The organism is Pantoea sp. SGAir0430 (assembly GCF_043549295.1).
Map to the genome: position 1 here is coordinate 3305347 of NZ_CP039427.1, position 20539 is coordinate 3325885.

The following is a 20539-nucleotide window of genomic DNA, read 5'->3' on the forward strand; positions in this document are numbered from 1 at the left end:
TTCCGCCGCGGTGACGACGCTTTGGAGGGGAACGATGTCGCAGCCGCCCAAAATATTGCTGCTTTACGCCCATCCGGAATCACAGGATTCGATTGCCAATCGGGTTTTGCTGCAGTCGGCTATGGAACTGGACCACGTCACGGTGCACGATTTATACGCCCACTATCCGGATTTCTTTATTGATATTCATTACGAGCAGCAACTGCTGCGCGACCATCAAATCGTGGTGTTTCAGCATCCACTTTATACCTATAGCTGTCCGGCACTGCTGAAAGAGTGGCTGGATCGCGTACTGTCGCGCGGCTTTGCCAGCGGCCAGGACGGTAATGCGCTGGAAGGCAAATACTGGCGCAGCGTGGTGACCACCGGTGAGCCGGAGACGGCGTATCACCACAGCGGCCTCAATCGCTACCCGATGAGCGACATTATGCGACCGTTTGAGCTGACGGCGCAGATGTGTCGCATGCACTGGCTGACGCCGATGGTGATTTACTGGGCGCGTCGTCAGACACCCGAGGTGCTGCGCAATTTTGCGCGCGCCTATGGCGACTGGCTGGCGTCACCGCTGCCGAACGGAGGAGTGTGATGCAAGGCGAAACGTTACTCACCGCCGGCGTGATTTATCTGGTGGCGGCGGTGCTGGTGGTGCCGATTGCCGCCCGGCTCGGCATTGGTGCGGTGCTGGGCTACCTGCTGGCCGGTATCGCCATCGGCCCGTGGGGGCTGGGCTTCATCAGCGATGTGGACGAGATTCTGCACTTCTCGGAGCTTGGCGTGGTGTTCCTGATGTTCATCATCGGGCTGGAGCTGAACCCGGCCAAGCTGTGGGCGCTGCGGCGCTCTATTTTTGGCGTCGGTGCCGCGCAGGTGCTGGTATCGGCAGCGATTCTCGGCGTGCTGCTGTGGCTGACCGACTTCAGCTGGCAGGCCGCGGTGATTGGCGGTATCGGCCTGGCGATGTCCTCGACCGCCATGGCGCTGCAACTGATGCGCGACAAAGGCATGAACCGCAGCGAAGCGGGCCAGCTGGGCTTCTCGGTGCTGCTGTTCCAGGACCTGGCGGTGATTCCGGCGCTGGCGCTGGTGCCGCTGCTGGCTGGCAGCGACAGTGGCCATGTCGACTGGCTTAAGGTGGGCATGAAGGTGCTGGCATTCGCCGGTATGCTGGTGGGCGGACGCTATCTGCTGCGGCCGATTTTCCGTTTCATCGCCGCGTCCGGCGTGCGGGAAGTGTTTACCGCCGCCTCGCTGCTGCTGGTGCTCGGTTCGGCGCTGTTTATGGATGCGCTGGGCCTGTCGATGGCGCTGGGGACGTTTATCGCCGGTATTCTGCTGGCAGAGAGTGAGTATCGCCACGAACTGGAAGTGGCCATTGAACCGTTTAAAGGGCTGCTGCTCGGGCTGTTCTTTATTTCGGTGGGCATGGCGCTCAACCTCGGCGTGCTTTATACCCACATCCTCGAAATTCTGATTGGCGTGGTGCTGCTGGTGGCGGTGAAAACGCTGGTGCTCTATGTGCTGGCGCGCATTTATGGTCTGCGCAGTTCGGAGCGTCTGCAGTTTGCCGGCGTGCTGAGTCAGGGCGGTGAATTCGCCTTCGTGCTGTTTTCGGCGGCGTCGTCGGCAAAACTGTTCAGCGGCGATCAGCTGCCGCTGCTGCTGGTCACGGTGACGCTGTCGATGATGACCACGCCGCTGCTGATGCAGGGCGTGGATAAGATTCTGGCGCGCCGCTTCAATGAACCGGAAGAGGACGGCGAAAAGCCGTTTGTCGAGGACGATCAGCCCCAGGTGATTGTGGTGGGCTTTGGCCGTTTTGGTCAGGTGGTCGGGCGTTTGCTGATGGCCAACAACAAGCGCATCACCGTGCTGGAGCGCGATATCTCGGCGGTCAGCCTGATGCGCAAATATGGCTACAAGGTTTACTATGGCGATGCCACCGAGCTCGAGCTGCTGCGTGCCGCCGGGGCGGAGAATGCGCAGTCGATCGTCATCACCTGTAACGATCCGGAAGATTCGATGACCATCGTGCACTTGTGCCAGCAGCACTTCCCGCAGCTGGAGATTCTGGCGCGGGCGCGCGGTCGTGTCGAGGCGCATGAGCTGCTGCAGGCGGGCGTCACACTGTTCTCGCGTGAAACCTTCTCCAGTGCGCTGGAGTTAGGCCGCAAAGCGCTGATATCGCTGGGTATGCATCCGCATCAGGCGCAGCGCGCGCAGCAGCACTTCCGCCGGCTGGATATGCGCATGCTGCGTGAACTGGTGCCGAGCCACGACGACAGCGTGCAGGTTTCACGCGTGCGTGAGGCGCGACGCGAGCTGGAGGACATTTTCCAGCGTGAAATGCAGCATGAAAAACGGCAGTTTGACGGCTGGGATGATGAGTAAGGCTACACTTAACGTATCCGTTCTGATGACGGGCAGGAAACACTATGCGTAAACGTTTTATTGCCGGTGCGGTTTGTCCGCACTGTCAGGAGAAAGACACGCTGGCGATGTGGCGTGAAAACAATGTCGATGTGGTGGAGTGCGTGAAGTGCGGCCACCAGATGCGTGAGGCGGACAAGCAGGCGCGCGATCAGGTTCGCAGCACTGAGCAAGTGATTGGCATTTTTCATCCGGAGTAGCGCGATGGCGCAGCTTTTTTTAAGCTTAGCCTTACAGCGGTATTGAATTCCGCTACAATCGGCGCCATTAACGCTGAGCAGTATGGTCCAACAGCACTGTTGGCATCCTCAGTACTGAACCTTTCTGGTTGGTTATTGCACGCGAGAATAGACCAATGAGACGGGATTCTTTGTTCTCAACGGTTAGGAGATATCATGAAAGTAGCAAAAGACCTGGTGGTGAGCCTGGCGTATCAGGTTCGTACCGAAGACGGTGTGTTGGTTGACGAGTCACCGGTGAGTGCGCCGTTGGATTATCTGCACGGTCATGGTTCCCTGATTTCTGGTCTGGAAAAAGCGCTGGAAAATCACGCGGTCGGCGACAAGTTTGACGTGCATATCCCGGCAAACGACGCGTACGGCCAGTACGATGACAACCTGGTGCAGCGTGTACCGAAAGACGTGTTCATGGGCGTTGACGAGCTGCAGGTTGGCATGCGCTTCCTGGCAGAAACCGACCAGGGCCCGGTGCCGGTCGAGATCACCGAAGTGGAAGATGAGCACGTGGTGGTTGATGGTAACCACATGCTGGCGGGTCAGAACCTGAACTTCAATGTGGAAGTGGTTGCTATCCGTGAAGCCACGGAAGAAGAGATCGCTCACGGCCACGTTCATGGCGCTGACGGCCATCATCACGATCATGACCACGACCATGGTCACGATCATGAGCACGGTCACGGCGGCTGCGGCGGCCACGGTGGTTGCGGCTGCAACCACTAAGCGTAAAAAGGCCACCTGCGGGTGGCCTTTTTATTGGGCAGCAAAGCACGCGATATTAATAGTGCGGCGGCGGGGTCTCTTCCGCTTGCGAAGCGACCATGGACGGGGCGGCGGCCTTCACTTTATCCACCAGCAGACGCACCTGCTCACGCAGTTTACTCATTTCCAGCTCGTGCTGAACCACCGTCTGATTGAGCTGCTCAATGGTATGTTCCTGGAAAGCCAGCTTGCTCTCCAGCGTCTCAAGGCGTTGATCCCATTCTGGTTGTTGCATCATCACTCCTCCTGTCACGGTGCTGCGCGTTGATCTTGTCGGGCGTGATTCTACGGTCTTTCGTGTCAGAATCACCTGATATTTCACCTTCGGTCTGGCGTATGCATTGAATTCCCGCGTTGCGCCTATATCTCTGATGAAACTTCCTGAAGCAAAAAAGGTCGGAGGTTGACCGGGTAATTACACTGTGGGAGTGTTCGCCACTGCCACGTAAAGTTATAGTGTGGGCCACTGTCCGCAATGATTCCCGAGGTTTTGAAGCTTCGGTTTTGGAGAAAGGATGAAATCACTGTTTAAAGTCACATTGTTAGCTACCACCATGGCCGTCGCGCTGAATGCACCGCTGGCAATGGCAGCAGAAACCACTGCGGCACCGGCTGACGCAGCGCAGGCTGCGCCACAGGCGCCGAAAAATGCTGCCTTCAAAAACGAAGACCAGCAGTCAGCCTATGCGCTGGGCGCCTCCCTGGGTCGCTACATGGACAACTCTCTGAAGGAGCAGGAGAAACTGGGTATCAAACTGGACAAAGACCAGCTGATTGCCGGTGTTCAGGATGCGTTTGGCGGCAAGAGCAAGCTGTCTGACGAAGAGATTGAGCAGACGCTGCAGGCGTTTGAAGGCCGCGTGAAAGGGGCCGCTCAGGCGAAGATGGAAAAAGACGCGAAAGAGAATGCCGACAAAGGCACCGCTTACGCGGACAAGTTCGCCAAAGAGAAGGGCGTGAAGAAAACCGAATCTGGCCTGCTGTATCAGGTAGAGAAAGAGGGCAGCGGTGAAACCCCGAAAGACAGCGATACCGTGGTGGTTAACTACAAAGGTACGCTGATTGACGGCACTGAGTTCGACAACTCTTACACGCGCGGCGAGCCGCTGTCGTTCCGTCTGGACGGCGTAATCCCGGGCTGGACCGAAGGTCTGAAGCACGTGAAGAAAGGCGGTAAGATCAAGCTGGTGATCCCACCGAACCTGGCTTACGGCAAAAACGGCGTGCCGGGTATTCCGGCCAACTCCACGCTGGTGTTCGATGTTGAGCTGCTCGACATCAAGCCGGCGCCGAAAGCCGATGAGAAAGCGCAGGCTCCGGCCGCCGCTGACAAGAAAGCGCAGTAAGCTGACTTGCACCGCCGCCTTCGGGCGGCGGTTTTGTTTTCGCTCATCCTGAATTTGCGGCGCGATGAGTAAAGCTCTGGCTAAAAACGGCGACATTTGCCAGACTAGCGCCTGCACAATGATCATAAGATGAGTCTGCCCCAATGCTGTCGAGACAGGCTCCAGCCATTTAGGGTAATGTCTTCGATGTCTAATCCATTCAATCCCGGCGAACTGACTGACTTCGATTTACTGGAGCAGCGTCCGTTCGAACAAGCAGACTACGATATTCTTAAATCCTACGAAGCGGTGGTCGACGGTCTGGCGATGCTGATTGGCTCGCACTGCGAAATCGTGCTGCACTCTCTGGAAGATCTTAAATGCTCCGCCGTGCGTATCGCCAACGGCGAACATACCGGCCGCAAAGTGGGTTCCCCGATTACCGATCTGGCGCTGCGCATGCTGCATGATATGCACGGCGCGGAGAGCAATGTGTCGCGCGCCTACTTCACGCGAGCCAAAAGTGGCGTGCTGATGAAGTCGGTAACCATTGCGATTCGTAACCGGCAGCAGCGGGTGATTGGCCTGCTGTGCATCAATATGAACCTGGACGTACCGTTTTCGCAGATTATGTCGACTTTCATGCCGCCGGAGACGCAGCAGGTGGATTCCAACGTCAACTTTGCCAGCTCGGTAGAGGATCTGGTCACCCAGACGCTGGAGTTCACTATTGAAGAGGTGAGCGCCGATCGCAACGTGTCGAATAACGCCAAGAATCGCCAGATCGTCCTCAATCTGTACGAGAAGGGCATTTTCGATATTAAGGACGCCATTAACCAGGTGGCCGATCGCCTCAATATTTCTAAGCACACCGTGTATCTGTATATCCGCCAGTTTAAGAGTGGCGATCTGCAGGGGCAGGATCGCTAATGCGCTACACGCTGCTGGTGACCGGGCCGGCTTACGGCACACAGCACGCCAGTAGCGCGCTGCTGTTTGCCCGTGCGCTGCTGGCACAGGGACATCAGCTGGAAAGCGTGTTCTTTTACCGCGAAGGCGTGCTGAATGCTAACCAGCTCAGCGCGCCGGCCAGCGATGAAGTGGACATGGTGCGCGCCTGGCAGCAGTTGCGCGACGACAGTGGCGCGGCGCTGAATATCTGTGTGGCAGCCGCGTTGCGGCGCGGCGTGACCGATGCGCAGGAGGCGGCGCGCCTGCAGCTGGCGGGCAGCAATCTGCAGCCCGGATTTACCCTTAGCGGCTTGGGCGCGCTGGCGGAAGCCGCGCTGAGCTGCGATCGCCTGGTGCAGTTCTGATGAACCGCGTGGCGTTTCTGTTTACGCAGGCTCCGCACGGCAGCAGTGCTGGCCGGGAAGGGCTGGATGCCGTGCTGGCGACTGGCGCGCTGAGCGAGGATATCGGCCTGTTCTTTATTGGCGACGGCGTGCTGCAGCTCAACCGCGATCAGCAGCCGGCGCAGATTCTGGCGCGTGACTATATTGCGACCTTTGGCGTGCTGGCGCTATACGACATCGATCGCTGCTATATCTGTCAGGCGTCACTGCTGGCACGTGGCCTGAGCCTCACGGCAGCGCGCGTGCTGGATGCGCAGCTGCTGGAACCTGCCGCGCTGCGCCAGACGCTGGCAACTTATGACCGTATCCTCCGTTTCTGAGAACTGACCATGCTCTACACCCTGCTGCACTCTCCCTGGCAATGCGATTTCGATAGCCTGCTGCTGCTGTTACAGGAGGGCGATGACGTGCTGCTGTTACAGGATGGTGTGACGGCCGCGCTGGCAGGCAGTGAGAAGCTGCAGCAGCTGCTGGCGTCGCCCGCCACGCTGTGGGTATTAGAAGAAGACGTGATGGCGCGCGGGCTGACTGCGCAAATTTCGACCAATGTGTCGCGTCTGAACTATACTGGTTTCGTTACGCTGACGACGAAGCATCCACAACAAGTGGCCTGGTGAAGGGTAAAACCTGGTTATTTCTTGACACCCTATGGGCACAGCCCTAAAATTCTGCCTCCTCGTAGTAATACGAGGCGATTTATTACGTGTTTACGAAGCAAAAGCTAAATCCAGGAGCTATTTAATGGCAACAGTTAACCAGCTGGTTCGCAAACCACGCGTTCGTCAGGTTGCTAAAAGCAACGTGCCGGCGCTGGAAGCTTGCCCGCAAAAACGTGGTGTTTGTACTCGTGTTTACACCACTACCCCGAAAAAACCAAACTCCGCACTGCGTAAAGTCTGCCGTGTGCGTTTGACTAACGGTTTTGAAGTCACCTCCTACATCGGCGGTGAAGGTCATAACCTGCAGGAGCACTCCGTGATCCTGATCCGTGGCGGTCGTGTAAAAGACCTGCCAGGTGTGCGTTACCACACCGTTCGTGGCGCGCTGGACTGCTCAGGTGTTAAAGACCGTAAGCAGGCTCGCTCCAAGTACGGCGTGAAGAAGCCAAAGGCTTAATGGTTCTCCGTTAAGTAAGGCCAAACGTTTTAACTTTAATGTCAAAATAAACTCGTAGAGTTTTGGACAATCCTGAATTAACAACGGAGTATTTCCATGCCACGTCGTCGCGTCATTGGTCAGCGTAAAATTCTGCCGGATCCTAAGTTCGGATCAGAGCTGCTGGCTAAATTTGTAAATATCCTGATGGTAGATGGTAAAAAATCTACTGCTGAATCAATCGTCTATACCGCACTTGATACCCTGGCTCAACGTGCTGGTAAAGATGGTCTGGAAGCTTTCGAAGTTGCACTCGAAAACGTACGTCCGACTGTCGAAGTTAAGTCACGTCGCGTTGGTGGTTCAACCTACCAGGTTCCAGTTGAAGTCCGTCCGGTTCGTCGTAATGCCCTGGCAATGCGTTGGATCGTAGAAGCTGCTCGTAAACGCGGTGATAAATCGATGGCTCTCCGCCTGGCGAACGAACTTTCTGACGCTGCAGAAAACAAAGGTACTGCAGTGAAGAAACGTGAAGACGTTCACCGTATGGCTGAAGCCAACAAGGCGTTCGCACACTACCGCTGGTAATCGCCACGTAGTTGTTGTTAAACCAGCGGGCGCTCATTCAGCCAACCCGCTGGGGTCGACTTACATTGAACGTCCGAGAATCAGAGGAATCAAATGGCTCGTACAACACCCATTGCGCGCTACCGTAACATCGGTATCAGCGCACACATTGACGCCGGTAAAACCACTACCACCGAGCGTATCCTGTTCTACACCGGTGTTAACCACAAAATCGGTGAAGTGCACGATGGCGCTGCAACCATGGACTGGATGGCGCAGGAGCAGGAGCGTGGTATTACCATCACCTCTGCAGCGACCACTGCGTTCTGGTCAGGTATGGCGAAGCAGTTTGAGCCGCACCGCATCAACATCATCGACACCCCGGGTCACGTTGACTTCACCATCGAAGTAGAACGTTCTATGCGTGTGCTCGACGGCGCAGTAATGGTTTACTGTGCAGTAGGTGGCGTGCAGCCGCAGTCTGAAACCGTATGGCGTCAGGCAAACAAATATAAAGTTCCACGTATCGCGTTCGTTAACAAAATGGACCGTATGGGTGCGAACTTCCTGAAAGTTGTTGGTCAGATCGAATCACGTCTGGGCGCAACTCCGGTTCCACTGCAGCTGGCTATCGGCGCAGAAGAGAACTTCACCGGTGTTGTTGACCTGATCAAGATGAAAGAGATCAACTGGAACGACGCCGATCAGGGTACTACCTTCGTTTACGAAGATATCCGTGCTGAGTTGCAGGAACTGGCTGAAGAGTGGCGTGGCAAGCTGATTGAAGCAGCTGCTGAAGCTTCTGAAGAGCTGATGGAGAAATTCTTTAGCGGTGAAGAACTGTCTGAAGAAGAGATCAAATCTGCTCTGCGTAAGCGCGTACTGAACAACGAGATCATCCTCGTGACCTGTGGTTCTGCATTTAAGAACAAAGGTGTTCAGGCGATGCTGGATGCAGTCGTTGAATATCTGCCAGCACCAACTGACGTTCCGGCGATCAACGGTATCCTGGACGACGGTAAAGATACCCCGGCTGAGCGTCACGCAACTGACGACGAGCCGTTCTCTGCGCTGGCGTTCAAAATTGCCAACGACCCGTTCGTAGGTAACCTGACCTTCTTCCGCGTTTACTCGGGTGTGGTTAACTCGGGCGATACCGTACTGAACTCCGTGAAATCTGCACGTGAGCGTTTCGGTCGTATCGTTCAGATGCACGCCAACAAACGTGAAGAGATCAGCGAAGTTCGCGCAGGCGACATCGCTGCAGCAATCGGTCTGAAAGACGTGATCACCGGTGATACTCTGTGTGATCCCTCTAACCCGATCATTCTGGAGCGTATGGAATTCCCTGAGCCGGTAATTTCCATCGCCGTTGAGCCGAAAACCAAAGCTGACCAGGAAAAAATGGGTCTGGCTCTGGGTCGTCTGGCGAAAGAAGACCCGTCATTCCGCGTATGGACTGACGAAGAGTCTAACCAGACCATCATCGCTGGTATGGGTGAGCTGCACCTCGACATCATCGTTGACCGCATGAAGCGTGAATTCAACGTTGAAGCGAACGTCGGTAAACCTCAGGTTGCTTACCGCGAAGCGATTCGCTCTAAAGTTACCGATATCGAAGGTAAACACGCCAAGCAGTCTGGTGGTCGTGGTCAGTACGGTCATGTTGTTATCGACATGTACCCACTGGAGCCGGGTTCGAATCCGAAAGGCTACGAATTTGTCAACGATATCAAAGGTGGTGTGATTCCTGGTGAATACATCCCTGCGGTTGATAAAGGTATCCAGGAGCAGCTGAAGTCTGGTCCACTGGCCGGTTACCCGGTAGTTGATCTGGGCGTGCGCCTGCACTTCGGTTCTTACCATGACGTTGACTCCTCTGAGCTGGCGTTTAAACTGGCCGCTTCTATCGCCTTCAAAGATGGCTTTAAGAAAGCACAGCCGGTTCTGCTTGAGCCAATCATGAAGGTTGAAGTAGAAACCCCAGAAGAGAACACCGGTGACGTTATCGGTGACCTGAGCCGCCGTCGTGGTATGCTGAAAGGTCAGGAATCTAACGCGACTGGCGTTCAGATTCACGCTGAAGTTCCGCTGTCTGAAATGTTCGGATACGCGACTCAGTTGCGTTCTCTGACCAAAGGCCGTGCTTCTTACTCCATGGAGTTCCTGAAGTACGATGATGCGCCGAACAACGTCGCTCAGGCCGTTATTGAAGCTCGTAGCAAATAAGGCTACGGTTTAAAAATTGTGAACTGATGCCTTCATCATTGATGAAGGCATAACGTAAGGATTATCGCCATGGCGAAAGAGCAATTTCAACGTAACAAACTGCACGTAAACGTGGGCACCATCGGTCACGTTGACCACGGTAAAACCACCCTGACTGCAGCCATCACCACCGTTCTGGCTAAAACCTACGGCGGCCAGGCTCGTGCATTCGATCAGATCGATAACGCGCCAGAAGAGAAGGCTCGTGGTATCACCATCAACACCTCTCACGTTGAATATGAAACCCCGACCCGTCACTACGCACACGTTGACTGCCCAGGCCACGCCGACTATGTGAAAAACATGATCACCGGTGCTGCGCAGATGGACGGCGCGATCCTGGTTGTTGCTGCGACTGATGGCCCAATGCCTCAGACCCGTGAGCACATCCTGCTGGGCCGTCAGGTTGGCGTTCCTTACATCATCGTGTTCCTGAACAAGTGCGACATGGTTGATGACGAAGAGCTGCTGGAACTGGTTGAGATGGAAGTTCGCGATCTGCTGTCTCAGTACGACTTCCCAGGCGACGATACCCCAATCGTACGCGGTTCTGCGCTGAAAGCGCTGGAAGGCGACGCTGAGTGGGAAGCGAAAGTCGTTGAGCTGGCTGGTCACTTGGATACTTACATTCCAGATCCAGTACGTGCTATCGATCTGCCGTTCCTGCTGCCAATCGAAGACGTATTCTCAATCTCTGGCCGTGGTACCGTTGTTACCGGTCGTGTTGAGCGCGGCATCGTGAAAGTGGGCGACGAAGTAGAAATCGTTGGTATCAAAGCGACTGCTAAGTCTACCTGTACCGGTGTTGAAATGTTCCGCAAACTGCTGGACCAGGGTCAGGCAGGCGAGAACTGTGGTGTTCTGCTGCGCGGTATCAAGCGTGAAGAGATCCAGCGTGGTCAGGTTCTGGCTAAGCCAGGCACCATCAAGCCACACACCAAGTTCGTATCAGAAGTGTACGTACTGTCTAAAGACGAAGGCGGCCGTCATACTCCGTTCTTCAAAGGCTACCGTCCACAGTTCTACTTCCGTACTACTGATGTGACCGGCAACATCGAACTGCCAGAAGGCGTTGAGATGGTAATGCCAGGCGACAACATCAAAATGACCGTTGAGCTGATCCACCCAATCGCGATGGACCAGGGTCTGCGTTTCGCAATCCGCGAAGGCGGCCGTACCGTCGGCGCGGGCGTTGTTGCTGAAGTTCTCGCTTAATTGCGTTAATAACGGTGGCAGCTCCGGTTGCCACCGCAGCATGAAAAAGAGCACTTCGGTGCTCTTTTTTTTGCTTTGCATTGACCGGCACGCCTAATCCCACACAAAAGCTACGTTGAAATAAAAACCATTCTCATTTACACTTTGATCAGAAATTGTACTGGAGTGGGCTGTAAATGTACGTCTGTCTGTGTAATGCCGTAAGCGACCGAACCCTGCGTGAAGTTGTCCGCCGTTATCAACCCAAATCGATTCAGCAACTGCGCCAGCTGGTGCCTATCGGCAAGCAGTGCGGCAAGTGTATTCGCGTGGCGCGCGAGATTATGGATGATGAAATGCAAAACGTGCCGCTTTACAAAGAGATAGCATAACTGCACATCCGCTTCGCCTGAATAACCCCAAAAACTGTCGCGTTTTTTTGACTTCTTTTTATCCGCATCTACGCTCTATTTATCTGCAAGCGGAGGAAGCACAATGAAGGGCGACGGCAAAATCATTACTCACCTCAATAAATTGCTGGGAAATGAACTGGTTGCAATCAATCAGTACTTTCTACATGCGCGCATGTTCAAAAACTGGGGCCTGATACGCCTCAACGATGTCGAATACCATGAATCCATTGATGAAATGAAACATGCGGACAAGTACATCGAACGCATTTTGTTTCTCGAAGGCATTCCTAATCTGCAGGATCTCGGCCGGCTGCGCATTGGTGAAGACGTACCGGAAATGCTGCAATCGGATCTGACGCTCGAACTGGAAGGGGCGAAAGACTTACGCGAAGCGATTGCGTACGCCGATAAAGTTCATGATTACGTCAGCCGCGACATGATGATCGAGATTCTGGCGGATGAAGAGCACCATATCGACTGGCTGGAAACCGAGCTCGACCTGATTCAGAAATTGGGTCTGCAAAACTATCTGCAGGCCCAGCTGAAAGAAGAGGGCGATAAGTAGCGTTTGCCGTGCCGTTCCAACTGTTGATTGCAGCCCGCCCCGTGCGGGCTTTTTTACTGGCGCGCGCTTTTGCGGTTAAAAACGCAGCATGGGTTGCTTCCTGAACAGATTTGCGTATAATGCGCGGGCCTGCCGATATTGGTGTGGCGCGATTCGAGCAGAATCGCAGGCGATAGCGATTAGTGTATCGCCTGACAATACTCCCGATTGGGGAGTTATATGCTGAACGATTACACTCCCCCATCAATCGTAATGGGTGCGGGTAGTAATTTTTTTCGTTTATAAAATGTTTGGAGCCTTGGTCTCATGTCGAACCAAAGAATCCGTATCCGTCTTAAAGCGTTTGATCATCGCCTGATCGATCAATCAACCGCGGAAATCGTCGAGACTGCCAAGCGCACTGGTGCGCAGGTACGTGGTCCGATCCCGCTGCCGACTCGCAAAGAGCGCTTCACCGTTCTGATCTCTCCGCACGTTAACAAAGATGCGCGTGATCAGTACGAAATCCGCACTCACAAGCGTCTGGTAGACATCGTTGAGCCAACTGAAAAAACCGTTGATGCTCTGATGCGTCTGGATCTGGCTGCCGGTGTTGACGTGCAGATCAGCCTGGGTTAATCAGGTCATCGAGCGATTGAGAGGTTGATACAATGATTGGTTTAGTCGGTAAAAAAGTGGGCATGACGCGCATCTTCACTGAAGAAGGCGTTTCAATCCCAGTAACCGTAATCGAAGTTGAAGCAAACCGCGTTACCCAGGTCAAAGGTCTGGAAAACGATGGTTACCAGGCGATCCAGGTTACCACCGGTGCGAAAAAAGCAAACCGTGTTGGTAAGCCGGAAGCAGGTCATTTTGCTAAAGCTGGCGTTGAAGCTGGCCGTGGTCTGTGGGAATTCCGCACCGAAGGTGAAGAATACTCTGTTGGCCAGAGCATCAGTGTTGAAATTTTCGCTGACGTTAAAAAAGTAGACGTTACCGGTACCTCTAAAGGTAAAGGTTTCGCAGGTACCGTTAAGCGCTGGAACTTCCGTACCCAGGACGCTACACACGGTAACTCCTTGTCTCACCGCGTTCCGGGTTCTATCGGTCAGAACCAGACTCCGGGCAAAGTGTTCAAAGGCAAGAAAATGGCTGGTCAGCTGGGTAATGAGCGCGTAACCGTTCAGAGCCTGGAAGTAGTACGTGTTGACGCTGAGCGCAACCTGCTGCTGGTCAAAGGTGCTGTCCCGGGTGCAACCGGCAGCGACCTGATTGTTAAACCAGCTGTGAAGGCGTAAGGGGATAGCAATGGAATTAGTACTGAAAGACGCGCAGAGCGCGCTGACTGTTTCCGAAACTACCTTCGGTCGTGATTTCAACGAAGCGCTGGTTCACCAGGTTGTTGTTGCTTACGCTGCAGGTGCTCGTCAGGGTACTCGCGCGCAGAAAACTCGTGCTGAAGTAACTGGTTCAGGCAAAAAGCCATGGCGTCAGAAAGGCACCGGCCGTGCGCGTTCAGGTTCTATCAAGAGCCCGATCTGGCGTTCAGGTGGCGTGACCTTCGCTGCGCGTCCACAGGACCACAGTCAAAAAGTTAACAAAAAGATGTACCGCGGCGCGCTGAAAAGCATCCTGTCCGAGCTGGTACGTCAGGACCGTCTGATCGTTGTCGAGTCGTTCTCTGTTGAAGCGCCTAAAACTAAGCTGCTGGTACAGAAACTGAAAGACATGGCGCTGGAAGACGTGCTGATCATCACCGGTGAACTGGATGAGAATCTGTTCCTGGCTGCGCGTAACCTGTACAAGGTTGACGTGCGTGATGCAGCGGGTATCGACCCAGTTAGCCTGATCGCCTTCGACAAAGTCGTTATGACTGCAGAAGCAGTTAAGCAAGTTGAGGAGATGCTGGCATGATCCGTGAAGAACGTCTGCTGAAAGTACTGCGCGCGCCGCACGTATCTGAAAAAGCATCAACCGCGATGGAAAAAACCAATACCATCGTTCTCAAAGTTGCCAAAGACGCGACCAAAGCAGAGATCGTTGCTGCTGTTGAGAAACTGTTCGAAGTAGAAGTGAAAGACGTAAACACCCTGGTTGTTAAGGGTAAAGTTAAGCGTCACGGACAGCGTATCGGTCGTCGTAGCGACTGGAAAAAAGCTTACGTCACCCTGAAAGAAGGCCAGAACCTGGACTTCGTCGGCGGCGCTGAGTAAGTCGGAGGAGAAAGACAATGGCAGTTGTTAAATGTAAACCGACATCTCCGGGTCGTCGTCACGTTGTTAAAGTGGTGAACCCTGAGCTGCACAAAGGCAAGCCTTTTGCCGCGCTGGTTGAAAAAAACAGCAAATCCGGTGGTCGTAACAACAATGGTCGTATCACTACCCGTCATATCGGTGGTGGTCACAAGCAGGCTTACCGTATTGTTGACTTCAAACGCAACAAAGATGGTATCCCGGCAGTTGTTGAGCGTCTTGAGTACGATCCGAACCGTTCTGCGAACATCGCACTGGTTCTGTACAAAGATGGCGAGCGCCGTTACATCCTGGCCCCTAAAGGCCTGAAAGCTGGCGACCAGATTCAGTCTGGCGTTGATGCTGCGATCAAAGCAGGTAACACCCTGCCGATGCGTAACATCCCGGTTGGTTCAACCGTGCACAACGTAGAAATGAAACCAGGTAAAGGCGGTCAGATTGCCCGTTCTGCTGGTGCTTACGTGCAGATCGTTGCGCGTGAAGGTTCCTACGTTACCCTGCGTCTGCGTTCAGGCGAAATGCGTAAAGTCGAAGCTGACTGCCGCGCAACCCTGGGCGAAGTCGGTAACGCTGAGCACATGCTGCGCGTTCTGGGTAAAGCCGGTGCAACCCGTTGGCGTGGTGTTCGTCCTACCGTTCGCGGTACTGCGATGAACCCAGTCGATCACCCGCACGGTGGTGGTGAAGGTCGTAACTTTGGTAAGCACCCGGTAACTCCGTGGGGCGTTCAGACCAAAGGTAAGAAGACCCGTAGCAACAAGCGTACTGATAAATTTATCGTACGTCGCCGTAGCAAATAATTTTAGAGGATAAGCCATGCCACGTTCTCTCAAGAAAGGTCCTTTTATTGACCTGCACTTGCTGAAGAAGGTAGAGAAAGCGGTGGAAAGCGGTGACAAGAAGCCCCTGCGCACTTGGTCCCGTCGTTCAACGATCTTCCCTAACATGATCGGTTTGACCATCGCTGTCCATAATGGTCGTCAGCACGTTCCTGTCTTTGTTTCCGACGAAATGGTCGGCCACAAGCTGGGTGAATTTGCACCGACACGTACTTATCGCGGCCACGCTGCTGATAAGAAAGCCAAGAAGAAATAAGTAGGAGGAAGAGATGGAAACTATTGCTCAACATCGCCATGCTCGTTCTTCTGCTCAGAAGGTTCGCCTTGTTGCTGACCTGATTCGCGGTAAGAAAGTGTCGCAGGCTCTGGATATTCTGACTTACACCAACAAGAAAGCGGCTGTACTGGTTAAGAAAGTCCTGGAATCTGCCATTGCTAACGCCGAACACAACGATGGCGCTGATATCGACGATCTGAAAGTTGCGAAAATTTTCGTAGATGAAGGCCCTAGCATGAAGCGCATTATGCCGCGTGCTAAAGGTCGTGCAGATCGCATCCTGAAGCGCACCAGCCACATTACTGTGGTTGTGTCCGATCGCTGAGACTCTGGAGACTAGCAATGGGTCAGAAAGTACATCCTAATGGTATTCGCCTGGGTATTGTAAAACCATGGAACTCTACCTGGTTTGCGAACACCAAAGAATTCGCTGACAACCTGGACAGCGACTTTAAAGTACGTCAGTTCCTGAACAAAGAACTGGCAAAAGCGTCTGTATCTCGCATCGTTATCGAGCGTCCGGCTAAGAGCATCCGTGTGACCATTCACACCGCTCGCCCGGGTATCGTTATCGGTAAAAAAGGTGAAGACGTTGAAAAACTGCGCACGGTCGTAGCGAACATCGCTGGCGTTCCTGCACAGATCAATATCGCCGAAGTCCGTAAACCGGAACTGGACGCAAAACTGGTTGCTGACAGCATCACTTCACAGCTGGAGCGTCGTGTGATGTTCCGTCGTGCGATGAAGCGTGCTGTACAGAACGCAATGCGTCTGGGCGCTAAAGGTATCAAAGTTGAAGTTAGCGGCCGTCTGGGCGGTGCTGAGATCGCACGTACCGAATGGTACCGTGAAGGTCGTGTACCGCTGCACACTCTGCGTGCTGACATTGACTACAACACCTCTGAAGCGCACACCACTTATGGTGTAATCGGCGTTAAGGTATGGATCTTCAAAGGTGAGATCCTGGGTGGTATGGCTGCTGTTGAACAACCGGAACCGGCTGCTCAACCTAAAAAGCAGCAGCGTAAAGGCCGTAAGTAAGGAGAGTCGCTGATGTTACAACCAAAGCGTACGAAATTCCGTAAAGTGCACAAAGGCCGTAACCGCGGTCTGGCGCAGGGTACGGATGTTAGCTTCGGTACTTTCGGTCTGAAAGCTGTTGGCCGTGGTCGTCTGACTGCTCGTCAGATCGAAGCAGCACGTCGTGCTATGACCCGTGCAGTTAAGCGTCAAGGTAAGATTTGGATCCGTGTATTCCCGGACAAACCAATCACCGAGAAGCCGCTGGAAGTGCGTATGGGTAAAGGTAAGGGTAACGTGGAGTATTGGGTTGCCCTGATCCAGCCTGGTAAAGTCCTGTATGAAATGGACGGTGTACCGGAAGAGCTGGCCCGTGAAGCATTCAAGCTGGCAGCAGCAAAACTGCCTATCAAAACCACCTTTGTAACTAAGACGGTGATGTAATGAAAGCAACTGAGCTGCGTGAAAAAAGCGTTGAAGAGCTGAACACTGAGCTGCTTAACCTCCTGCGCGAGCAGTTTAACCTGCGCATGCAGGCAGCATCTGGCCAGCTGCAGCAGACCCATCTGCTGAAGCAAGTTCGCCGTGATGTTGCACGCGTTAAGACTTTACTGACTGAGAAGGCGGCGTAATGACCGATAAAATCCGTACTCTGCAGGGTCGTGTTGTTAGTGACAAAATGCAGAAATCTGCTGTTGTTGCTATCGAGCGTTTCGTGAAGCACCCGATCTACGGTAAATTCATTAAGCGTACGACTAAGCTGCACATCCATGACGAGAACAACGAGTGTGGTATTGGTGACGTGGTTGAAATCCGCGAAACCCGTCCACTGTCCAAGACTAAGTCCTGGACTCTGGTTCGCGTTGTAGAGAAAGCGATTCTGTAATAGAATCCGCTTCCTCTAAAAACAAAATGAACGGCTCTATGGAGCCGTTCATTTTTTCTACCCATCTGCGAGAACCGGTGTTATAATGCCGCGCCCTCAATTATGGGGCTTTTTAACGACCTGAGGTTTGGGTCCCGAAGTAGTAGTTGACATTAGCGGAGCACTAAAATGATCCAAGAACAGACTATGCTGAACGTCGCCGACAACTCCGGTGCACGTCGCGTAATGTGTATCAAGGTTCTGGGTGGCTCGCACCGTCGCTACGCAGGCGTCGGCGATATCATCAAAGTGACCATCAAGGAAGCAATTCCGCGTGGCAAGGTGAAAAAAGGTGATGTCCTGAAAGCGGTAGTGGTGCGCACCAGGAAGGGTGTTCGTCGCCCGGACGGTTCTGTCATTCGCTTCGATGGTAATGCATGCGTTATTCTGAACAATAACAGCGAGCAGCCTATCGGAACGCGTATTTTTGGGCCGGTAACTCGTGAACTTCGTACTGAAAAGTTCATGAAAATTATCTCTCTGGCACCAGAAGTACTCTAAGGAGCGAACAATGGCAGCGAAAATCCGTCGTAACGACGAAGTTATCGTGCTTACCGGTAAAGACAAAGGTAAACGCGGTAAAGTAAAGAATGTCCTGACTTCTGGTAAGGTCATCGTTGAAGGTATCAACCTGGTTAAGAAACACCAGAAGCCGGTTCCGGCTCTGAACCAACCAGGCGGCATCGTTGAAAAAGAAGCTGCTATTCAGGTTTCTAACGTTGCAATCTTCAATGCGGCAACCGGCAAGGCTGACCGTGTAGGCTTTAGATTCGAAGACGGTAAAAAAGTCCGTTTCTTCAAGTCTAACAGCGAAACTATCAAGTAATTTGGAGTAGTACGATGGCGAAACTGCATGATTACTACAAAGACGAAGTAGTCCAGAAACTCATGACAGAGTTTGGCTACAATTCTGTCATGCAAGTCCCTCGGGTCGAGAAGATCACCCTGAACATGGGTGTTGGTGAAGCGATCGCTGACAAGAAACTGCTGGATAACGCAGCAGCTGACCTGGCAGCAATCTCCGGTCAAAAACCGCTGATCACCAAAGCACGCAAATCAGTTGCAGGCTTCAAAATCCGTCAGGGCTATCCGATCGGCTGTAAAGTAACTCTGCGTGGCGAGCGCATGTGGGAGTTCTTTGAGCGTCTGATCACTATTGCTGTACCGCGTATCCGTGACTTCCGTGGTCTGTCCGCGAAGTCTTTCGACGGTCGTGGTAACTACAGCATGGGCGTTCGTGAGCAGATCATCTTCCCAGAAATCGACTACGACAAAGTCGATCGCGTTCGTGGTTTGGATATCACCATTACCACTACTGCGAAATCTGATGATGAAGGCCGTGCTCTGCTGGCTGCCTTTGACTTCCCGTTCCGCAAGTAAGGTAGGGTTACTTAATGGCTAAGCAATCTATGAAAGCACGCGAAGTTAAGCGTGTGAAATTAGCAGACAAGTTCTTCGCAAAACGCGCTGAACTGAAAGCGATCATTTCTGATGTGAACGCATCCGACGAAGACCGTTGGAACGCCGTTCTCAAGCTGCAGAGTCTGCCGCGTGATTCCAGCCCTTCACGTCAGCGTAACCGCTGCCGTCAGACAGGTCGTCCGCACGGTTTCCTGCGGAAGTTTGGGTTGAGCCGTATCAAGGTCCGTGAAGCCGCAATGCGCGGTGAAATCCCGGGTCTGAAAAAGGCTAGCTGGTAATTGTCACCATTTGAATCACGGGAGTAACACAGATGAGCATGCAAGATCCGATCGCGGATATGCTGACCCGTATCCGTAACGGTCAGGCCGCGAACAAAGTTGCGGTCTCTATGCCTTCCTCCAAGCTGAAAGTGGCAATTGCCAACGTGCTGAAGGAAGAAGGCTATATTCAAGATTTTAAAATCGAAGGCGACATCAAGCCGGAACTGGAACTGACTCTTAAGTACTTCCAGGGTAAAGCTGTTGTAGAAAGCATTCAGCGTGTTAGCCGTCCAGGTCTGCGCATCTATAAGAAAAAAGATGAGCTGCCAAAAGTTATGGCCGGTCTGGGCATTGCTGTAATTTCTACCTCTAAAGGTGTCATGACTGATCGTGCAGCGCGCCAGGCTGGTCTTGGTGGCGAAATTATCTGCTACGTAGCGTAATCGGAGGATAAAATGTCTCGTGTTGCAAAAGCACCTGTCGTTGTTCCTGCCGGCGTAGAGGTAAAACTCAACGGTCAGGAAGTTTCGATCAAAGGCAAAAACGGCGAGCTGACTCGTACTATCAACAGTGCTGTAGAAGTTAAGCATGCAGACAACGCCCTGACTTTCGCTCCACGCGAAGGTTATGCGGATGGTTGGGCACAGGCAGGTACTGCCCGTGCGCTGCTGAACGGCATGGTTATCGGTGTTACCGAAGGCTTCACCAAGAAGCTGCAACTGGTTGGTGTTGGTTATCGTGCAGCTGTTAAAGGCAACTCTGTGAGTCTGGCCCTGGGCTTCTCTCACCCGGTTGACCATGCACTGCCGGCCGGCATCACTGCTGAATGTCCAACTCAGACTGAGATCGTGCTGAAAGGCGCTGATAAACAGCTGATTGGTCAGGTTGCAGCTGATCTGCGCGCCTACCGTCGTCCTGAGCCTTACAAAGGCAAGGGTGTTCGTTACGCCGACGAAGTCGTGCGTACCAAAGAGGCTAAGAAGAAGTAAGGTAACACTATGGATAAGAAATCTGCTCGTATCCGTCGTGCGACCCGTGCACGTCGCAAGCTCAAAGAGCTGGGTGCTACTCGCCTGGTGGTACATCGTACCCCGCGTCACATTTACGCACAGGTAATCGCCCCGAACGGTTCCGAAGTTCTGGTTGCTGCTTCTACTGTAGAAAAAGCTATCGCTGAACAACTGAAGTATACCGGTAACAAAGACGCCGCTGCAGCTGTAGGTAAAGCTCTGGCTGAGCGCGCTATCGAAAAAGGCATCAAAGATGTTTCTTTCGACCGTTCCGGTTTCCAATATCATGGTCGCGTCCAGGCACTTGCAGATGCTGCTCGTGAAGCTGGCCTTCAGTTCTAAGGTAGA

General features: G+C 53.5%; 34 protein-coding genes. 33 read left to right on the top strand and 1 reads right to left on the bottom strand.

Annotated features, from left to right (window positions below; genetic code table 11):
- Nucleotides 1-34: 34 nt before the first annotated feature.
- From kefG to slyD, 4 genes are all read left to right on the top strand, one after another.
- The gene (kefG, locus tag E7738_RS15520; RefSeq protein ID WP_021507451.1) at nt 35-586 is read left to right on the top strand and encodes a glutathione-regulated potassium-efflux system ancillary protein KefG; all 552 of its coding nucleotides are present in this window, start codon (nt 35-37) and stop codon (nt 584-586) included.
- Nucleotides 586-2388 carry a glutathione-regulated potassium-efflux system protein KefB gene (kefB, locus tag E7738_RS15525; RefSeq protein ID WP_021507452.1) on the top strand — a complete coding sequence of 601 codons (1803 nt, stop codon included), beginning with the start codon at nt 586-588 and terminating at the stop codon, nt 2386-2388. The genes kefG and kefB overlap by 1 nt, the downstream gene beginning before the upstream one ends.
- A gap of 44 nt (nt 2389-2432) precedes the next feature.
- On the top strand, nt 2433-2627 hold the full coding sequence (locus E7738_RS15530; protein ID WP_021507453.1) for a YheV family putative zinc ribbon protein: 195 nt from the start codon (nt 2433-2435) through the stop codon (nt 2625-2627).
- 195 nt (nt 2628-2822) lie between these two features.
- On the top strand, nt 2823-3386 hold the full coding sequence (slyD, locus tag E7738_RS15535; RefSeq protein WP_021507454.1) for a peptidylprolyl isomerase: 564 nt from the start codon (nt 2823-2825) through the stop codon (nt 3384-3386).
- A 55-nt stretch (nt 3387-3441) separates the two neighbouring features.
- On the opposite strand, the gene E7738_RS15540 is transcribed toward slyD, so the two are convergent.
- Nucleotides 3442-3660: a SlyX family protein gene (locus E7738_RS15540; RefSeq protein WP_394516349.1), complete on the bottom strand. Its 219-nt coding sequence runs from the start codon at nt 3658-3660 to the stop codon at nt 3442-3444.
- 280 nt (nt 3661-3940) lie between these two features.
- Between E7738_RS15540 and fkpA the strand changes: the two genes are divergently transcribed.
- The 29 genes from fkpA (at nt 3941) to rplR (ending at nt 20533) form a co-directional block, all read left to right on the top strand.
- Nucleotides 3941-4771 carry an FKBP-type peptidyl-prolyl cis-trans isomerase gene (gene fkpA / locus E7738_RS15545; RefSeq protein ID WP_021507456.1) on the top strand — a complete coding sequence of 277 codons (831 nt, stop codon included), beginning with the start codon at nt 3941-3943 and terminating at the stop codon, nt 4769-4771.
- 186 nt (nt 4772-4957) lie between these two features.
- A complete protein-coding gene (locus tag E7738_RS15550; RefSeq protein ID WP_021507457.1) occupies nt 4958-5680 on the top strand; it encodes a helix-turn-helix transcriptional regulator in 723 nt (240 codons plus the stop codon).
- Nucleotides 5680-6066 (top strand): sulfurtransferase complex subunit TusD, encoded by a 387-nt coding sequence (gene tusD, locus E7738_RS15555; protein WP_021507458.1) that lies wholly within the window; start codon nt 5680-5682, stop codon nt 6064-6066. The genes E7738_RS15550 and tusD overlap by 1 nt, the downstream gene beginning before the upstream one ends.
- The gene (gene tusC, locus E7738_RS15560; protein ID WP_058770980.1) at nt 6066-6425 is read left to right on the top strand and encodes a sulfurtransferase complex subunit TusC; all 360 of its coding nucleotides are present in this window, start codon (nt 6066-6068) and stop codon (nt 6423-6425) included. The genes tusD and tusC overlap by 1 nt, the downstream gene beginning before the upstream one ends.
- Before the next feature lie 9 nt (nt 6426-6434).
- On the top strand, nt 6435-6722 hold the full coding sequence (gene tusB, locus E7738_RS15565; protein WP_058759912.1) for a sulfurtransferase complex subunit TusB: 288 nt from the start codon (nt 6435-6437) through the stop codon (nt 6720-6722).
- Nucleotides 6723-6846: 124 nt separating this feature from the next.
- Nucleotides 6847-7221, top strand: coding sequence for a 30S ribosomal protein S12 (rpsL, locus tag E7738_RS15570; protein WP_010616440.1), 375 nt, complete (start codon nt 6847-6849; stop codon nt 7219-7221).
- 96 nt (nt 7222-7317) lie between these two features.
- On the top strand, nt 7318-7788 hold the full coding sequence (gene rpsG / locus E7738_RS15575) for a 30S ribosomal protein S7 (RefSeq protein ID WP_007886246.1): 471 nt from the start codon (nt 7318-7320) through the stop codon (nt 7786-7788).
- A 93-nt stretch (nt 7789-7881) separates the two neighbouring features.
- On the top strand, nt 7882-9996 hold the full coding sequence (gene fusA, locus E7738_RS15580; RefSeq protein ID WP_021507461.1) for an elongation factor G: 2115 nt from the start codon (nt 7882-7884) through the stop codon (nt 9994-9996).
- Nucleotides 9997-10065: 69 nt separating this feature from the next.
- Nucleotides 10066-11250, top strand: a complete 1185-nt coding sequence (gene tuf / locus E7738_RS15585) for an elongation factor Tu (RefSeq protein ID WP_058770981.1) — start codon at nt 10066-10068, stop codon at nt 11248-11250.
- 176 nt (nt 11251-11426) lie between these two features.
- On the top strand, nt 11427-11621 hold the full coding sequence (bfd, locus tag E7738_RS15590; RefSeq protein ID WP_021508212.1) for a bacterioferritin-associated ferredoxin: 195 nt from the start codon (nt 11427-11429) through the stop codon (nt 11619-11621).
- Nucleotides 11622-11724: 103 nt separating this feature from the next.
- A complete protein-coding gene (gene bfr / locus E7738_RS15595; RefSeq protein WP_021508213.1) occupies nt 11725-12207 on the top strand; it encodes a bacterioferritin in 483 nt (160 codons plus the stop codon).
- A 306-nt stretch (nt 12208-12513) separates the two neighbouring features.
- Nucleotides 12514-12825 (top strand): 30S ribosomal protein S10, encoded by a 312-nt coding sequence (gene rpsJ, locus E7738_RS15600; RefSeq protein ID WP_006120582.1) that lies wholly within the window; start codon nt 12514-12516, stop codon nt 12823-12825.
- Nucleotides 12826-12857: 32 nt separating this feature from the next.
- The gene (gene rplC / locus E7738_RS15605; protein WP_021508214.1) at nt 12858-13484 is read left to right on the top strand and encodes a 50S ribosomal protein L3; all 627 of its coding nucleotides are present in this window, start codon (nt 12858-12860) and stop codon (nt 13482-13484) included.
- 10 nt (nt 13485-13494) lie between these two features.
- Nucleotides 13495-14100 (top strand): 50S ribosomal protein L4, encoded by a 606-nt coding sequence (gene rplD, locus E7738_RS15610; protein WP_021508215.1) that lies wholly within the window; start codon nt 13495-13497, stop codon nt 14098-14100.
- On the top strand, nt 14097-14399 hold the full coding sequence (gene rplW, locus E7738_RS15615; protein WP_010618574.1) for a 50S ribosomal protein L23: 303 nt from the start codon (nt 14097-14099) through the stop codon (nt 14397-14399). The genes rplD and rplW overlap by 4 nt, the downstream gene beginning before the upstream one ends.
- A gap of 17 nt (nt 14400-14416) precedes the next feature.
- Nucleotides 14417-15238, top strand: a complete 822-nt coding sequence (gene rplB / locus E7738_RS15620; protein WP_010618573.1) for a 50S ribosomal protein L2 — start codon at nt 14417-14419, stop codon at nt 15236-15238.
- A 16-nt stretch (nt 15239-15254) separates the two neighbouring features.
- Nucleotides 15255-15533, top strand: a complete 279-nt coding sequence (rpsS, locus tag E7738_RS15625; protein WP_001138115.1) for a 30S ribosomal protein S19 — start codon at nt 15255-15257, stop codon at nt 15531-15533.
- 13 nt (nt 15534-15546) lie between these two features.
- Entirely contained in the window at nt 15547-15879 is a 333-nt protein-coding gene (rplV, locus tag E7738_RS15630) for a 50S ribosomal protein L22 (RefSeq protein WP_007891659.1), read from the top strand.
- Nucleotides 15880-15896: 17 nt separating this feature from the next.
- Nucleotides 15897-16595, top strand: a complete 699-nt coding sequence (gene rpsC / locus E7738_RS15635) for a 30S ribosomal protein S3 (protein WP_021508216.1) — start codon at nt 15897-15899, stop codon at nt 16593-16595.
- Between the two features lie 12 nt (nt 16596-16607).
- The gene (gene rplP / locus E7738_RS15640) at nt 16608-17018 is read left to right on the top strand and encodes a 50S ribosomal protein L16 (RefSeq protein ID WP_002438716.1); all 411 of its coding nucleotides are present in this window, start codon (nt 16608-16610) and stop codon (nt 17016-17018) included.
- The gene (gene rpmC / locus E7738_RS15645; protein ID WP_021508217.1) at nt 17018-17206 is read left to right on the top strand and encodes a 50S ribosomal protein L29; all 189 of its coding nucleotides are present in this window, start codon (nt 17018-17020) and stop codon (nt 17204-17206) included. Before rplP ends, rpmC begins: the two co-directional genes overlap by 1 nt.
- Nucleotides 17206-17460 carry a 30S ribosomal protein S17 gene (rpsQ, locus tag E7738_RS15650; RefSeq protein ID WP_010618568.1) on the top strand — a complete coding sequence of 85 codons (255 nt, stop codon included), beginning with the start codon at nt 17206-17208 and terminating at the stop codon, nt 17458-17460. The genes rpmC and rpsQ overlap by 1 nt, the downstream gene beginning before the upstream one ends.
- Before the next feature lie 168 nt (nt 17461-17628).
- Complete coding sequence (rplN, locus tag E7738_RS15655) at nt 17629-18000, top strand: 50S ribosomal protein L14 (protein ID WP_006120590.1); 372 nt, start codon at nt 17629-17631, stop codon at nt 17998-18000.
- Between the two features lie 10 nt (nt 18001-18010).
- Nucleotides 18011-18325: a 50S ribosomal protein L24 gene (rplX, locus tag E7738_RS15660; protein WP_021508218.1), complete on the top strand. Its 315-nt coding sequence runs from the start codon at nt 18011-18013 to the stop codon at nt 18323-18325.
- Between the two features lie 14 nt (nt 18326-18339).
- Nucleotides 18340-18879: a 50S ribosomal protein L5 gene (gene rplE / locus E7738_RS15665; RefSeq protein WP_013510763.1), complete on the top strand. Its 540-nt coding sequence runs from the start codon at nt 18340-18342 to the stop codon at nt 18877-18879.
- A 14-nt stretch (nt 18880-18893) separates the two neighbouring features.
- Nucleotides 18894-19199 (top strand): 30S ribosomal protein S14, encoded by a 306-nt coding sequence (gene rpsN / locus E7738_RS15670; protein WP_010618564.1) that lies wholly within the window; start codon nt 18894-18896, stop codon nt 19197-19199.
- A gap of 32 nt (nt 19200-19231) precedes the next feature.
- Nucleotides 19232-19624: a 30S ribosomal protein S8 gene (gene rpsH / locus E7738_RS15675; protein ID WP_021508220.1), complete on the top strand. Its 393-nt coding sequence runs from the start codon at nt 19232-19234 to the stop codon at nt 19622-19624.
- Between the two features lie 12 nt (nt 19625-19636).
- Nucleotides 19637-20170: a 50S ribosomal protein L6 gene (gene rplF / locus E7738_RS15680; protein WP_007891676.1), complete on the top strand. Its 534-nt coding sequence runs from the start codon at nt 19637-19639 to the stop codon at nt 20168-20170.
- Nucleotides 20171-20179: 9 nt separating this feature from the next.
- Nucleotides 20180-20533 carry a 50S ribosomal protein L18 gene (gene rplR, locus E7738_RS15685; protein ID WP_013510760.1) on the top strand — a complete coding sequence of 118 codons (354 nt, stop codon included), beginning with the start codon at nt 20180-20182 and terminating at the stop codon, nt 20531-20533.
- Nucleotides 20534-20539: the final 6 nt, after the last annotated feature.